Annotated in this window: 15 protein-coding genes and 1 riboswitch; of the genes, 9 read left to right on the top strand and 6 right to left on the bottom strand. The window is 76.6% G+C overall.

The features are described from left to right. Nucleotides 1-20: 20 nt before the first annotated feature. Nucleotides 21-485 carry a Fur family transcriptional regulator gene (locus tag MT994_RS13785; RefSeq protein WP_081600341.1) on the bottom strand — a complete coding sequence of 155 codons (465 nt, stop codon included), beginning with the start codon at nt 483-485 and terminating at the stop codon, nt 21-23. A gap of 381 nt (nt 486-866) precedes the next feature. Between MT994_RS13785 and infC the strand changes: the two genes are divergently transcribed. The 8 genes from infC to MT994_RS13745 all read left to right on the top strand — a co-directional run bounded on the left by infC (nt 867) and on the right by MT994_RS13745 (nt 9,126). Further along, a complete protein-coding gene (infC, locus tag MT994_RS13780; RefSeq protein WP_354806920.1) occupies nt 867-1,871 on the top strand; it encodes a translation initiation factor IF-3 in 1,005 nt (334 codons plus the stop codon). A gap of 108 nt (nt 1,872-1,979) precedes the next feature. Further along, nucleotides 1,980-2,174, top strand: a complete 195-nt coding sequence (gene rpmI / locus MT994_RS13775) for a 50S ribosomal protein L35 (RefSeq protein ID WP_034653792.1) — start codon at nt 1,980-1,982, stop codon at nt 2,172-2,174. 67 nt (nt 2,175-2,241) lie between these two features. Further along, nucleotides 2,242-2,628, top strand: a complete 387-nt coding sequence (rplT, locus tag MT994_RS13770) for a 50S ribosomal protein L20 (RefSeq protein WP_024840664.1) — start codon at nt 2,242-2,244, stop codon at nt 2,626-2,628. Between the two features lie 68 nt (nt 2,629-2,696). After that, on the top strand, nt 2,697-3,575 hold the full coding sequence (locus MT994_RS13765; protein WP_354806919.1) for an RNA methyltransferase: 879 nt from the start codon (nt 2,697-2,699) through the stop codon (nt 3,573-3,575). After that, on the top strand, nt 3,572-4,216 hold the full coding sequence (thpR, locus tag MT994_RS13760; RefSeq protein ID WP_354806730.1) for an RNA 2',3'-cyclic phosphodiesterase: 645 nt from the start codon (nt 3,572-3,574) through the stop codon (nt 4,214-4,216). The genes MT994_RS13765 and thpR overlap by 4 nt, the downstream gene beginning before the upstream one ends. Nucleotides 4,217-4,502: 286 nt before the next feature. After that, nucleotides 4,503-5,624 carry a phenylalanine--tRNA ligase subunit alpha gene (gene pheS, locus MT994_RS13755; protein WP_354806728.1) on the top strand — a complete coding sequence of 374 codons (1,122 nt, stop codon included), beginning with the start codon at nt 4,503-4,505 and terminating at the stop codon, nt 5,622-5,624. Then, nucleotides 5,624-8,245, top strand: coding sequence for a phenylalanine--tRNA ligase subunit beta (pheT, locus tag MT994_RS13750; RefSeq protein WP_354806727.1), 2,622 nt, complete (start codon nt 5,624-5,626; stop codon nt 8,243-8,245). Before pheS ends, pheT begins: the two co-directional genes overlap by 1 nt. Next, a complete protein-coding gene (locus tag MT994_RS13745; RefSeq protein ID WP_354806726.1) occupies nt 8,242-9,126 on the top strand; it encodes an SDR family oxidoreductase in 885 nt (294 codons plus the stop codon). Before pheT ends, MT994_RS13745 begins: the two co-directional genes overlap by 4 nt. 72 nt (nt 9,127-9,198) lie before the next feature. On the opposite strand, the gene MT994_RS13740 is transcribed toward MT994_RS13745, so the two are convergent. Beyond that, nucleotides 9,199-9,423 (bottom strand): hypothetical protein, encoded by a 225-nt coding sequence (locus MT994_RS13740; RefSeq protein ID WP_194522529.1) that lies wholly within the window; start codon nt 9,421-9,423, stop codon nt 9,199-9,201. A 77-nt stretch (nt 9,424-9,500) separates the two neighbouring features. Then, a riboswitch (TPP riboswitch) is annotated at nt 9,501-9,595 on the top strand. On the opposite strand from MT994_RS13740, the gene thiD reads away from it, so the two are divergent. After that, on the top strand, nt 9,589-10,560 hold the full coding sequence (thiD, locus tag MT994_RS13735) for a bifunctional hydroxymethylpyrimidine kinase/phosphomethylpyrimidine kinase (protein WP_354806724.1): 972 nt from the start codon (nt 9,589-9,591) through the stop codon (nt 10,558-10,560). It overlaps the preceding riboswitch by 7 nt. 61 nt (nt 10,561-10,621) lie before the next feature. Here the strand turns inward: thiD and MT994_RS13730 are convergent, their stop codons facing one another. The 4 genes from MT994_RS13730 to MT994_RS13715 are packed head-to-tail and all read right to left on the bottom strand — an operon-like array spanning nt 10,622 to nt 13,716. Continuing rightward, a complete protein-coding gene (locus MT994_RS13730; RefSeq protein WP_354806723.1) occupies nt 10,622-11,632 on the bottom strand; it encodes a DUF4862 family protein in 1,011 nt (336 codons plus the stop codon). A gap of 37 nt (nt 11,633-11,669) precedes the next feature. Next, nucleotides 11,670-11,951 (bottom strand): hypothetical protein, encoded by a 282-nt coding sequence (locus MT994_RS13725; RefSeq protein ID WP_076406572.1) that lies wholly within the window; start codon nt 11,949-11,951, stop codon nt 11,670-11,672. Next, nucleotides 11,948-12,997 carry a quinone oxidoreductase gene (locus MT994_RS13720; protein WP_354806721.1) on the bottom strand — a complete coding sequence of 350 codons (1,050 nt, stop codon included), beginning with the start codon at nt 12,995-12,997 and terminating at the stop codon, nt 11,948-11,950. Before MT994_RS13720 ends, MT994_RS13725 begins: the two co-directional genes overlap by 4 nt. A gap of 26 nt (nt 12,998-13,023) precedes the next feature. After that, nucleotides 13,024-13,716 carry an FCD domain-containing protein gene (locus tag MT994_RS13715; RefSeq protein ID WP_354806720.1) on the bottom strand — a complete coding sequence of 231 codons (693 nt, stop codon included), beginning with the start codon at nt 13,714-13,716 and terminating at the stop codon, nt 13,024-13,026. Nucleotides 13,717-13,860 lie beyond the last annotated feature (144 nt).

Here is a 13,860-nt window from a genome sequence, read left to right as displayed (position 1 = left end):
CCGGAGCGGGTGGTGCGGGGTCAGTCGGCGCAGTCGGGGCAGAGTCCCCAGAACGTCACCTCGGCGGTGTCGATCCGGAACCCCGCGGTGCTGCTGGGGGTGAGGCACGGGGCGTGGCCCACGGTGCAGTCCACGTCGGCGACGGCGCCGCAGCCCCGGCACACCACGTGGTGGTGGTTGTCACCGAGCCGGCGCTCGTAGCGGGCCGGGTGCCCGGCCGGCTCGATGCGGCGCACGAGCCCCTTGTCGGTGAGCGTGTGCAGGACGTCGTAGACGGCCTGGACGGAGACGGAGCCCAGCGCCGTGCGCGCGGCGCGCAGCACGTCGTCGGCGTCCGCGTGCTGCTGCACCTCGACGGCGTCGAGCACGGCGAGGCGTGCGGCGGTGACGCGCAGGCCGTGGTCGCGCAGCTCGCTCTCGTGGCGTGCGCGGCGGGGCCCGTCCTCGAGGCCGGTGCCCGCGGTCGACGTCGCTCCTGTGGTCATGGCTCCCACTCTACCCCCCTATTCTGGAAGAGTTCCATTGATGGAGCGGATCAGATTCTGCGCGTGCGGTCGGCTCGACCTGCACGGCCGCTCTGCTATCCTTGACAGCTGACCGACCCGTTCGTGTCCGCACTGCCCGGTTCCGGGTGGCGGGGAAGACGTGCGGGTGCGCAAGTGGATGACATCCCACCCGGGTCTCGACCGTCGACTCACGTCGCGACAGAGGCCGGGTCCTGGTCCGGAGCGGGCCCTTCGGGGACCCGTTCCGGCGTGGTCGTCGCGTTCGCGTGACGTCCCGACCTGATGGCCTCCGCCCTGCGCCAGGGACGGAGGCCTTCTTCGTGTCCGGGCGGTCTACCGACGACTTCCTAGGAGCATCACATCAGCGAGCCTCGCATCAACGATCGGATCCGCGTCCCCGAGGTCCGACTCATCGGTCCCGGCGGGGAGCAGGTCGGCGTCGTCCGCACCGAGGTTGCCCTGAGCCTTGCCCAGGACGCGGACCTCGACCTCGTCGAGGTCGCCCCGGACGCCCGGCCCCCCGTCGCCAAGCTCATGGACTTCGGCAAGTTCAAGTACGAGTCCGACATGAAGGCGCGTGAGGCGCGGCGCAACCAGGCGAACACGGTCCTCAAGGAGATCCGTTTCCGCCTGAAGATCGACCCGCACGACTACGGCACCAAGAAGGGCCACGTCGAGCGCTTCCTCGCGGCGGGCGACAAGGTCAAGGTCATGATCATGTTCCGCGGCCGTGAGCAGTCGCGCCCCGAGATGGGTGTCCGCCTGCTCCAGCGCCTCGCGGACGACGTCGCGGAGCTCGGCTTCGTGGAGTCCATGCCGAAGCAGGACGGGCGCAACATGACCATGGTGCTCGGCCCGGTGAAGAAGAAGGCCGACGCCAAGAGCGAGCAGCGCAAGCGCGCGCAGGAGGCCGAGCCGCGTCTCACCAAGTCCGCCCAGCGGGCGGCGGCGCGCTCGGGCGACGACGCGGACGTGACCGACGAGACCGAGGCGGTCGAGACGCAGACCGTCGAGGCCACCGACGCGGTCGAGGCTGCCGCCCCGGCCCCTGCCCCGGCCGAGGAGCCCGCCCCGGCCGAGGCGCCGGCGCAGGCCGCTCCGGCCCCGCGCTCCGCTCCGGCCCCGCGGTCGGCGCCTGCCCCGCGGTCGGCTCCGGCTCCGCGGTCGGCGCCTGCCCCGCGTCCCGCGGCTCGACCGGCGGCGGACTCGAAGCCGGCGGCGCCGCGCCCGACGCCCGCGGCCTCGCCCGCGTCGTCGGACGGCGCGAAGCCCGCAGCACCCCGGCCCGCCGCGCCGAAGCCGGGCGCCCCGCGCCCCGCGCCCAAGCCGGCACCCAAGCCGACGCCGCGCGGCAAGGCCGGCTGACACCGGCACCACGGACGGACCCTGCTCGGGGTCCGGGCCCACCGGCCCGGACCCGAACACGTCGGCCACCGCGAGGTGGCTGACCGGACACAAGGAGAGACGGCAGTCATGCCGAAGAACAAGACGCACTCGGGTGCCAAGAAGCGCTTCCGCATCACGGGTTCCGGGAAGGTCATGCGCGAGCAGACCAACGCCCGTCACTACCTCGAGCACAAGGCGACCAAGCGCAAGCGCCGCCTCGCTGCCGACCAGGTGGTCTCGCCCGCCGACGTCAAGTCCATCAAGAAGCTGCTCGGCAAGTGACCCGGCAGGTGGCGGGACCCGCCACCGACCGGCTCACCCCTGAGCCCCGAACTGCAAGGAGCATCACGTGGCACGCGTGAAGCGGGCGGTCAACGCCCAGAAGAAGCGCCGTACGACCCTCGAGCGCGCCAGCGGCTACCGCGGCCAGCGCTCGCGCCTCTACCGCAAGGCGAAGGAGCAGGTCACCCACTCCCTCGTCTACTCCTACCGTGACCGCAAGGCGCGCAAGGGCGACTTCCGCAAGCTGTGGATCCAGCGCATCAACGCTGCGTCGCGCGCCCAGGGCCTGACGTACAACCGCCTCATCCAGGGCCTCAAGGCCGCGGGTGTCGAGGTCGACCGTCGCCTGCTCGCGGAGCTCGCGGTCAACGACGTGGCGGCGTTCAACGCGCTCGTCCAGGTCGCGAAGGACGCGCTCCCCGAGGACGTCAACGCGCCCAAGGCCGCAGCCTGACCAGCGCCTCGCCCGGCCGCCCGTCGGCCACGGACGCCCGTCCGGCGCCCGGCCCGCTCGACCCCACGCTGACGAACCCTCGCAGCGACCGGGTCAAGGCGGTCCGTGCGCTGGCCGGGCGTCCGGCGCGTTCACGGCACGGACAGCTCCTCGTGGAGGGCCCGCAGGGCGTCCGCGAGGCGGTCCGGCACGCCCCCGACCAGGTCCGTGACGTCTACGTCACGCCCGCCGCGGCGGACCGGCACCCGGAGATCGTCGCCGACGCGCGCGCGGCCGGGCTGCACGTGCACGGCGCGACGCCCGAGGTGCTGGCGGCGATGAGCGCCGACGCGCAGGGCGTGCTCGCCGTCGTGCGTGCGGACGCGCCGCGGCTGGAGGACGTCGTCGCGACGCTCGCGCGGCGCGACCGCCCGGCGCTCGTCGCGGTGCTCGCGACGGTCCGGGACCCGGGCAACGCGGGGACCGTGGTCCGCGCGGCGGACGCCGCCGGGGCCGACGCCGTCGTGCTCGCCGGCGAGAGCGTCGACGTGCACAACCCGAAGGTCGTGCGCTCGACGGCCGGGTCGCTCTTCCACCTCCCGGTCGTCACGGGCGTGAGCGTGGCCGAGGCCGTCGCCGCGCTGCGCGGCGCGGGGCTCGCGGTCCTCGCCGCCGACGGCGCGGGGGACCTCGACCTCGACGACCTGCTCGACGTGGCCGGCACCGCGGGCGCCGGTACGGAGCGTCCGGTCGACCTCGCCGCACCCACCGCCTGGGTCTTCGGGAACGAGGCGTGGGGTCTGCCCGCCGAGGATCGCGCGCTGGCCGACGCCGTCGTGCGCGTGCCGATCCGCGGCCGGGCCGAGTCCCTGAACCTCGCGACGGCGGCGACGGTCTGCCTCTACGCCTCCAGCCGCGCGCACCGGCCCGCCCGAGGCCCGGGCGCCGTCCCGGAGGGCGGCGCGTGAGGCTGTTCGCCGCGCTCTACCCGAGCGCCGCGGCGCTCGACCACCTCGCGCTCGCCCTCGCGGACGCGCACGCCCAGGAGGCCCGACGGCCAGACGGCGCACCGCTCGTCCGCTGGACGTCCCCCGAGCTGTGGCACCTCACGGTGTCGTTCTTCGGCGACGTGCCCGAGGGGGCCGTCCCGGACCTCGCGGCGGCGCTCGAGCCGGTCGCGCACGAGGCCGCGCCGCTCGACCTCCGGCTCCGGGGCGCGGGCGTGTTCGACCGCCGCGTCCTGTGGGTCGGCGTCGGCGGGGACGGCGCCGACGCCCTGCGTGCGCTGAGCGCCGCGGTCGCCGAGGCGGCGGGCCACGCGGGCGTCCGGGTGGACCGCCGTCCCCGGCAGCGCGCGCACCTCACCGTCGCGCGGGCCGCGGCCGGGGCGCGCCAGGCGAACCGTCGGGCGCGCGGTCGCGGCGCGCCCCAGCCCGACCGCACCACGGGCGACCCGCTCGCCGCACCTGCCGCGGCCCTCGCCGTGTACGCCGGCCCGGGGTGGACGGCGGACGCGCTGCACCTCGTCGAGTCCGACCTCGGCGACGCGTCCGGGCACCCGGTGCACCGGACGCTGCGGACCCTGCCGCTCGGACCCGCCGGGCGGTGAGCGCCGCCGTCGTCCGGGTCCTGCCGGGTCGGCCTGTGCGAGGATGGGGCGCATGAGCCTGCGCGGTGGTCGTCGATTTCCCGGGCCCGTCACGGGCCCGCGCGACTGACGCGTGCTCCCCGCCCGCCTCGTGGCGGGACGGGTCCTGGCCCGGACGGGCGCCCTAGAATGACGGCGACGCGCGCACGCGCGCGCCCCGCACGCCCCGCCCCGAGCGGCGCGTGCCGCGGGTCGACGCCGGCCGTCGTCCGCTCCCCGCAGTCCCGCCCTCGCCAGGAAGGCACGCATGTCCAGCCCTGACGCCGACGTCGTCACCCCCCACGCGGGCGACGGCGGACCGGACACTCCCGCCGCCCCCTCCCCGCTCGACGCCGACGCGCTCCAGCGCGCGCTCGACGCCGCGCTGGCCGCCGTCGCCGCTGCGGGCGACCTCGACGCGCTCAAGCGCGTGCGCACCGAGCACGCGGGCGACCGCAGCCCGCTCGCGCTCGCGAACCGCCAGATCGGGTCTCTCGCCCCCGCGGACAAGAAGACCGCGGGCAAGGTCCTCGGCCCGCTGCGCGGCCGGCTCAACCAGGCCCTCGCCGCGCGCCAGGCCGAGCTCGAGGCCGAGCGCGACGAGCGCGTCCTCGTCGAGGAGGCCGTGGACGTCACGCTGCCCGTGGACCGCGTCCCCGCGGGCGCGCGGCACCCGCTCGAGACGCTGCAGGAGCGCGTCGCGGACTTCTTCGTCGGCATGGGCTGGGAGATCGCGGAGGGCCCCGAGGTCGAGGCGGAGTGGTTCAACTTCGACGCCCTGAACTTCGGAGTGGACCACCCCGCGCGCCAGATGCAGGACACGTTCTACGTCGCCGGCCCGGACGGCGAGGACGGCGCGGAGCCGTCGAACCTCGTGCTGCGCACCCACACGTCGCCGGTCCAGGCCCGCTCGCTGCTCGAGCGCGGCGTGCCGCTGTACGTGGCGTGCCCGGGCAAGACGTTCCGCACGGACGCGCTCGACGCGACGCACACGCCCGTCTTCCACCAGGTCGAGGGCCTGGCGATCGACAAGGGCCTGACCATGGCGCACCTGCTCGGCACGCTCGACGCGTTCGCGCGCGCGATGTTCGGACCCGACGCGCGCACGCGCCTGCGGCCCGCGTACTTCCCGTTCACCGAGCCGAGCGCCGAGATGGACCTGTGGTTCCCCCAGAAGAAGGGCGGCCCGGGCTGGATCGAGTGGGGCGGCTGCGGCATGGTCAACCCGAACGTGCTGCGCTCCGTCGGGGTCGACCCCGACGAGTACTCGGGCTTCGCGTTCGGCATGGGCATCGAGCGCACGCTCATGCTGCGCCACGGGATCGCGGACATGCACGACATGGTGGAGGGCGACGTGCGCTTCTCCGCCCAGTTCGGAACGGAGATCTGATGCCGTACGTCGCCATCGACTGGCTGGGCGACCACGTCGAGCTGCCCGCGGGGCTCACCGCCGAGCGGCTCGCCGCCGACCTCGTCCGCGTCGGCCTGGAGGAGGAGGCGATCCACGGCGCGGCCGTGACGGGTCCCCTCGTCGTCGGGCGCGTCCTGGAGATGACGCCCGAGCCGCAGAAGAACGGCAAGACGATCAACTGGTGCCTGGTCGACGTCGGGCCGGAGCACAACGCCGCCGAGATCAAGGGCGTCGAGCCGGCCGACGTGCCGGCGGGTGGAGCGCGCGGGATCGTGTGCGGCGCGCACAACTTCGCGCCGGGCGACCTCGTCGTCGTCGCGCTGCCGGGCTCCGTCCTGCCCGGTCCGTTCCCCATCGCGAGCCGCAAGACGTACGGGCACGTGTCCGACGGCATGATCTGCTCGCAGCGCGAGCTCGGCCTCGGCGAGGACCACGACGGCATCATCGTGCTGCCGCGGCTCGGGTACGCGGCCGAGGACCTCACCCCGGGGCAGGACGCGGTCGCGCTGCTCGGGCTCGGCGACGAGGTGCTCGAGATCAACGTGACGCCCGACCGCGGGTACGCGTTCTCCTACCGCGGTGTCGCGCGCGAGTTCTCGCACTCGACGGGCGCGCGCTTCACGGACCCGGGCCTGCCCGGCTCCCTGCCCACGCCCCCGCCCGCGGCGACGCCCGACGGCTTCCCCGTCGAGGTCGACGACGCGGCTCCGGTCCACGGCGTCGTCGGGTGCGACCGGTTCGTCACGCGCGTCGTGCGCGGGCTCGACCCCGCGGCGCAGACGCCCGCGTGGATGCAGCGCCGCCTCACGGCGTCGGGCATGCGGCCCATCTCGCTCGCGGTCGACGTGACGAACTACGTCATGCTCGACCTCGGGCAGCCGCTGCACGCGTACGACCTCGAGAAGGTCGCGGCCCCCGTCGTGGTGCGGCGCGCCGCCCCGGGCGAGCGGCTCACGACGCTCGACGACGTGGACCGCGCGCTCGACCCGGAGGACCTGCTCATCACCGACAGCCCCGACGGTGCACGCGGCGCGCGCGTGCTGGGTCTCGCCGGCGTCATGGGCGGTGCCTCCTCGGAGGTCGGGCCGGAGACGACGGCGGTGCTCGTCGAGGCCGCCCACTTCGACCCCGTGACGGTCGCGCGCACGTCGCGCCGCCACAAGCTGTCGAGCGAGGCCGCGAAGCGGTTCGAGCGCGGCGTGGACCCGCTGCTGCCCGCGGTCGCGGCGCAGCGCGTCGTCGACCTGCTCGTCGAGCTGGGCGGCGGGACCGCCGACCCGGCCGTCAGCGACCTCGACCGCGTGACCGCGCCCACCCCGATCCACCTGCCCGTCGGCGAGGCCGAGCGTCTCGTCGGCGTGCCGTACACGCTCGAGCAGGTCGTCGGGACGCTCGGGGCGATCGGGTGCGCGGTCGACGCGGACGACGCCGCCGCGACGGGCGTCGTCGTCGTGACCCCGCCGTCGTGGCGCCCCGACCTCACCGAGCCGGCCGAGCTGGTCGAGGAGGTCGCGCGCCTCGTCGGGTACGACGAGATCCCGTCGGTGCTCCCCTCGGCGCCCGGCGGCCGCGGGCTCACGCGCGAGCAGCGCGTGCGCCGGTCGGTCGCCCGCGCGCTCGCCGAGCACGGGTTCGTCGAGACGCTGAGCTACCCGTTCGTCGGCGAGGGCGAGCTCGACGCGCTGCGGATCCCCGCGGACGACGAGCGCCGCCGGGCGCTGCGCCTGCTCAACCCGCTGGCCGACGACCGCCCCCTGATGCGCACGGACGTGCTGAGCACGCTCCTGGAGACCACGCGCCGCAACGTGGGCCGCGGGCTCGGGGACGTCGCCGTGTTCGAGGTCGGCCTCGTGACGCACCCGCGCCCGGGCGCCCCGGCCGCGCCGTCGCTGCCCGGCGGGGTGCGTCCCTCCGACGACGACCTCGCCGCGATCGAGGCCGCGCTCCCGGCGCAGCCGCGCCACGTCGCGGGCGTCCTGGTCGGTCGTCGCGAGCGGGCGGGCTGGTGGGGCTCCGGCCGGCCGGCGGACTGGACGGACGCGCTCGACGCGGCGCGCCTGGTCGCGGACCGCGCCGGTCTGCGGGGGGACGACGCCGTGCGCGTGGTCGCCGACACCGCGCGGGCCCCGTTCCACCCGGGCCGCTGCGCGCGCCTCGAGCTCGCCGACGGGACGGTCGTCGGGCACGCGGGCGAGCTGCACCCCAAGGTGCTCGAGAACGTCGGCCTGCCCGCCCGCTCCGTGGCGTTCGAGCTCGACCTGTCGGCGCTCGTCGCGGGTGCGTCCGACGAGCCCGTCCAGGCGACCCCGGTCTCCGGGTTCCCGGCGGCGAAGGAGGACCTCGCGTTCGTCGTCGCCGCCGACGTGCCGGCCGAGGCGCTGCGCGCCGCGGTCGTCGAGGGCGCCGGCGAGCTCGCGGAGGAGGTCGTGCTGTTCGACGTCTTCACGGGCGAGCAGGTGGGCGCCGGGCGCAAGTCGCTCGCGTTCTCGCTGCGGCTGCGCGCCGCGGACCGCACCCTCACCGCCGACGACGTCGCGCGGGTCCGGGAGGGCGCCGTGGCCGCCGCGCGCGAGCGCGTCGGGGCGGAGCTGCGCGCATGAGCGGCGCACCGAGGCAGGGCGCGACGCCGGACGTGGCGCCCGCGCGCACCGCGCTCGTCACCGGGGCGTCGCGCGGCATCGGCCGCGCGGTCGCCGTCGGGCTCGCCGCGTCCGGTCTCGACGTCGCGCTCCTCGCACGCGACGCGGGCCGGCTCGCCGGGGTGGCCGACGAGATCGCCGCGCTCGACGGCGCGGGCCGGGCCGTCGTCGTCACGGCGGACGTGACCGACGCGGCGGCGGTGGCCGCGGCCGTCCGCGAGGCCGAGGCCACGCTCGGGAGCGTGGACCTGCTCGTCAACAACGCGGGCCGGGTCGACGCCGAGGTGCCGCTCTGGGAGGCGGACCCCGACGAGTGGTGGGCCGTCCTGGAGACCAACGTGCGCGGGCCGTTCCTGCTCGCGCGCGCCGTCGTCCCCGGGATGCTCGCGCGCGGCGGCGGCCGCGTCGTCGACCTCAACAGCGGCGCGGGCTCGCACGACATGGAGGGCGCGAGCGCGTACAACGCGAGCAAGACGGCGCTCCTGCGTCTCGGGGCGAACCTCCACCGCTCGGGCCACGCGCTCGGGCTGCGGACCTTCGAGGTGTCGCCGGGCGTCGTGCAGACCGACATGACGGCGTCCATGGTCATGCACGAGGGCCGCACGGAGTGGACGCCCGTCGAGCGCACGGTCGAGATGGTCGTCGCGATCGCCCGCGGCGAGCTCGACGCGTTCTCGGGGTCGTTCGTGCGCGTGACGCACGACTCGCCCGGGTCGCTCCGCGCGGCCGCCCAGGAGGCCGCCCGCGCGGGCGTCGCGCTGCCCGGTCCCGACGGCCGTCGGCTGCGCGTCACGCGCTGGGGCTCCGACGACCCGATGCCGGGGGAGCTCCCCGCCCGCTGAGCGCACGCGCCCCGCACGGCCGACGCCGCCCGACCCCCCGGTCGGGCGGCGTCCGTGCGTCCGGGCACCGGGTCACAGCGGGACGCACGCGTCCCGGTCGACCCACACGTGCCACAGGCCCCGCTCGGGGTGCTCGTACTCGAACGCCACGAGGCCGCCCGCGTCGTGCGTGACGACGCCCGTGAGCACGACCCGCCGGCCGTCGCGGTCGTACGTCGTGCAGAGGGCGGGCACCTGGACCGGGACGGGCGCGTCCGGCAGGAAGGGGCGGGTCGCGGGGGCGACGTGCTGCGTCATACCCGGAAAGACGCGCGCACGCGCGTCGTCTCACGCGTCGGGGCGGGTGAAAAGCGCACGGGTCGCCGCGTAGCATGGCCCGCGACACGGGGTGCCCCGCACCGGGGCTGAGATGAGACCCGTCGAACCTGATCTGGCTCGTACCAGCGAAGGGATGTCCGCGCGATGACGCTCGCCCTGCCTCGGCACACCTCCGACCCGGCCTCCGCTCCCGCGGACCGTGACCGCCGGCCCGACCCGGGCCGTCGGCCCGACCCGGCACCGTCCCGCCCCCGCGTCCTCTCCGTCGCGGGGACCGACCCGACCGGCGGCGCCGGGATCCAGGCCGACCTCAAGGCGTTCTGCGCGCACGGCGCCTACGGCATGGCCGTCACCACGGCGCTCGTCGCGCAGAACACCCACGGCGTACGGTCGGTGCACGTCCCCGGGCCGGCGTTCCTGCGCGCGCAGCTCGACGCCGTGTCCGACGACGTCGAGGTCGACGCCGTGAAGATCGGCATGGTCGCGGACGAGGCGAACGCCCGCGCCGTCGGGGAGTGGCTCGACGACCTCGCCGCGGCGCGCGCCGCCGCGGGTGCTCCGCGGCCCTGGGTCGTCCTGGACCCGGTGATGGTCGCGACGTCCGGCCACCGCCTGCTCGACGCGGGTGCGGAGCAGGCCGTGCGCGACCTCGCGGCGCGCGCCGACGTCGTCACGCCGAACCTGCCCGAGCTCGGCGTCCTCGGCGGGCAGGAGCCCGCGACGACGTGGGACGACGCCCTGCGCCAGGCGACGCAGTACGCGACCGCGAGCGACGCCGTCGTGCTGCTCAAGGGCGGTCACCTCAGCGGACGCACGTCGCCCGACGCGCTCGTCGTCCCCGCGCCCGGGCCGACGACGGGCCGCGCGCCGGGGGCGCCCACCGTCACGACGTTCGACGCCGAGCGCATCGACACGCCCCACACCCACGGCACGGGGTGCTCGCTCTCGGCGGCGCTCGCGGCGCTGCGACCGCAGCGCGCGAGCTGGGAGGAAGCGACCCGCGAGGCGAAGGAGTGGCTCACGGGCGCGCTGCGCGCCGGCGCCGCGCTGCGGGTGGGGACGGGCCGGGGGCCCGTGGACCACCTGCACCGCTCGGCGCCCGTGCGGCGGGGCTGAGCCCGGGTCGACCGGCCGAGCCCGGGCTGCGACGTGCCTGACCCCGGCCCGCGGGGCGCGCTCAGGCCGTGGGGCGGCTCGCTGCGTGGTCGGCCGTGGGGCCGACTCCGCGGTCGGTGTCGAGGTCGGCCAGCGCGTCGCGGAGCACGGCGAGCGTCGCGCGCGCGACGGCGAGGCGCTGCGCGGGCGGGGCGTCCGCGGGCCGCGTCGTCACCTTGGCGCCGACGAGCGGGACCGGCCCGGCCGCGGCGAGGAACTCGCGCACCTCGGCCGGGCCGAGCATCGACTCGTCCGGGCCGGGGAGCGCGGGGTCCGGGCCGTGGGGCGGCACGTGCGCGTCCGCCCACGGCGCACCCCACCGGCCGGGCCGGCCGGCGGCACCGGAGAGCATCGCGCTCGCGAGGAGGCCTGCGCCGGCGGCCGCCCGCGCGTGCTCGACGGGCGTCGCGGCGCTGCGCCCCTCGATGGCGGACCGGCCCCAGTTGAGCCCGACGTGCAGGGGGTGGCCGGTGTCCCGGGCCGCGCGCGCGACGGCCGCGATCTCGTCGTCGAGCGCGAGGAAGCCCTTCTCCGCGACGCCCCACGGGCGGGGCGCGTCGCAGTGCTCCACCACGAGCGGCAGCCCGGCGGGCGCGACGGCGGCCAGCTCGGTGAGGCTGCGCGCGAGCGCCGCGCCGGAGCCGCGGCCGGGACCGGGCGCGGACTGGAGCTCGACCGCGACGACGCGCCGTCGACCCTCCGCCTCGGCGAGCCGGGTCATGGCCGCGAGGACGCGCGCGACGCCGTCGACCGCCTCGCGCCGACCCTCCTCGTCGTCGGACGCGAGGCCGTAGGAGCGGTCGGCCGCGGCGCGGCGGGCCGTCGCGGCGACCGTCGTCGGCAGCAGCGCCCAGTGCGGCGGCAGCGCGGCCGCGGTCGTCGCGAGCGCGTCCGCGTCGTCCGGGTCGACGGGGTGCTCGAGGCCGTCGAGGCCGTCCTCGTCGAGGGCGGCGTACCAGCCGCCCGGGTCGGGGACGCCGGCGAGGGCATAGGCGCCGAGCAGGGTCAGGGGGCGGTCGTGCAGGTCGGTCATCGGTCCTCGTCGGTGGTGGTGGGGGATGCCGGGCGGGTCAGGCGCGGGCGACGTCCTGGTCGGCGGTGGCGTACTCGCACGCGTAGCCCGGCGGCACCCAGCGCCACCGTGCCTCGACGTCCTGCACCGCGACGCCCGCCGGCCGGTCGGCGACGCACGCGTCGGCCTGCTGGCGCACCGCCACGGTCACGTAGTAGACGACGAACACCGCGGTGAGCAGCACGGCGAGCACGGTCACGGTGCGGCGCAGCGCGGGGGAAGGGCCGCCGTCGGAGCCGTCCTCCTCGCCCGGGCGCGGCGGCACCCAGTCCCAGCTCACGCGGTCCCGGTCGTCGTGCCGGTCGTGGTCCCGGTCGTGGTGGCGCGAGCGTCGTCCGCCCCGGCGGGACGGAGCAGCACCTTGCCGGTGGTCGCCCGTCCCTCGAGCGCGCGGTGGGCGTCGGCGGCGTCGGCGAGCGGGAACGTCGCGCCGACGCGCACGTGCAGCGTGCCGCCCGCGACGGCGCCGAGCACCTCGGTCGCGCGCTCGACGAGCTCGGCGCGCGTCGCCGTGTGGTCGGCGAGCTTGGGCCGCGTGAGGAAGAGCGAGCCGCCCGCGTTGAGGCGCTGCGGGTCGAACGGCGGGACCTGCCCGGAGGAGCCGCCGTAGAGGACGAGCGTGCCGCGGCGGCGCAGCGACGCGAGCGACGCGTCGAACGTGTCCTTGCCGACCGAGTCGTACACCGCCGCGACGCCCTCGCCGCCCGTGAGCCCGCGCACGACCTCGGGCAGCTCGGCGGTGAGGTCGGCGAACGCCGTGTACTGGATCGCGTGCTCGGCGCCCGCGCCGCGGGACAGCTCCGCCTTCTCGGGGGTCGAGACCGTGGAGATCACGTGCGCGCCCCGCGCCACGAGCATCTGGGTCAGGAGCAGCCCGACGCCGCCCGCGCCCGCGTGCACGAGCACACGGTCGCCCGGACGCACGGGGTACGACGACGTGCACAGGTAGTGCGCCGTGAGCCCCTGGAGCGCGACGGCGGTCGCGTCCTCGAGCGAGACGGCGTCCGGCACGTGCAGCGCCTGCCTGGCGTCCACCACGACGAGCTCCGCGTACGACCCCGGCGCCTCGGTCCACACGACGCGGTCGCCGACGCCGAACCCCTCGACCCCCTCGCCCACCTCGGCGACGACCCCGGCCCCCTCGCTCCCGACGACGTGCGGGTACTCCATCGCGTACACGCCGGAGCGCTTGTACGTGTCGATGAAGTTCACGCCCGCCACCGCGGAGCGGACGAGGAGCTGCCCCGGGCCCGGCGACGGGTCGGGCAGCTCGGTGTACTCGAGGACCTCGGGACCGCCCGCCGCGCGGGCCACGATCGCGTGCATGGCCTCAGCCTAGGGTCGCGCGGCGGTCACGGTCGCCCTCGGTCGGCGACCTTCGCGTGCACGGCCGCGAGGTGCTCGCGTGCCGCCGCCGCGGCGCGGCCGGTGTCCCGGTCGTGGACGGCGTCCAGGATCGCCTCGTGCGCGTCCTGGTCGTCCCGGTGCGTCGTGCCCGTCCGGTCGAGGTCGACCATGGCGACCATCGCGCGGCGCAGGCGCGGGACGAAGGTCGCGAAGAGCTCGGCGAGCACCGCGTTGTGCGCGGCGTCGACGACCGCCCGGTGGAACGCGAGGTCCGCGTCCACGTACTCGGCGGGCGACGCCGTCGCCGCGACCTGCCCGCGGCGGGTGAGCGCCGTCGTCATGGTGCGCAGGTCGGCGGGCGTGCGGCGCGCGGCGGCGAGCCCCGCGGCCTCCGCCTCCAGCGCGGTGCGTACTTCGAGCACGTCGACGATCTCGCCGCGGCGCAGCACCTCGTCCCAGTCGTCGGTGGTGTTCGTCGAGACGACGTACACGCCCGAGCCCTGCCTGCTGTCGAGGACGCCACGGCCCGCGAGCTGGCGGATCGCCTCGCGGACGGTCGATCGGCCCACGCCGAGCTCGGCGGCGAGCGCCTGCTCCCCGGGCAGCCGGTGGTCGAGGGGCCAGGCACCGGAGCGCACGCGTTCGAGCAGGAGCTCGGCGGCCTGGTCGGCCAGGGGGCGTCGCTGCAGCGCGGTCATGGAAACCTCTCAGGTTGTCTGAGGACTTGATCGGCGCTAGCGTACCCCGCATGTCCTGGACGGCGCTCCTCCTTCGGCGCCACGGCGGGGTCTGACCGGACCGGCCCCCCGCCGTGGGGGTCCGTCGTGCGCCGGTCGTCCCGC

It is taken from the genome of Cellulosimicrobium sp. MI9406 (assembly GCF_040595865.1).
Taxonomy (GTDB): domain Bacteria; phylum Actinomycetota; class Actinomycetes; order Actinomycetales; family Cellulomonadaceae; genus Cellulosimicrobium; species Cellulosimicrobium funkei.
The sequence above is the reverse complement of the archived record's forward strand: the minus strand, read 5'-3'. Positions and strand labels throughout refer to the sequence as shown.